We start from the raw sequence: 423 nt of genomic DNA, 5'->3' as shown, positions 1-423 counted from the left end.
AACCAGACCTCGCTCGAGGCCATTCGTCATTCCGAGAAGCCGGTGGCGATCACGCACGCGAATCCCGATTCGATATTCCCCACAAGCGCAACAAGACGGACGACGTGCTGCATGCCCTGCGCGACAACGGCGGCGTGATCGGCTGCGCGGCGTATCGCAATATCGCGGGCGACTACTTCTGCCTGACGGTGCGTAACTGGTGCGAACTGGTGGCCCGTACGGTGGATATCGCGGGCATCGACCATGTGGCGATCGGCACGGACCGCAGTCATAACACGACACAGGTCGATCTCGACTGGATGCGGATGGGTCACTGGACCCGCGGCGTCGACTACGGTGCGGGATCTGCGGCCCGCCCGGGCAAGGCGGCACGTCCCGAGTGGTTCGAGGAAGTGCATCAATTGGGCGACGTTCATGGCGGCT

The 423-nt window shown here is 63.6% G+C and carries 1 protein-coding gene; it reads left to right on the top strand.

What is annotated here, in order from left to right; all coding sequences use genetic code 11:
* The coding region (locus CDV44_RS27020; RefSeq protein WP_212677165.1) for a membrane dipeptidase at window positions 1–423 on the top strand (423 nt) is incomplete at both ends.

The sequence above is a fragment of the Pandoraea sp. PE-S2R-1 genome (assembly GCF_002179865.1).
Taxonomy (GTDB): domain Bacteria; phylum Pseudomonadota; class Gammaproteobacteria; order Burkholderiales; family Burkholderiaceae; genus Pandoraea.
The sequence above is the reverse complement of the archived record's forward strand: the minus strand, read 5'-3'. Positions and strand labels throughout refer to the sequence as shown.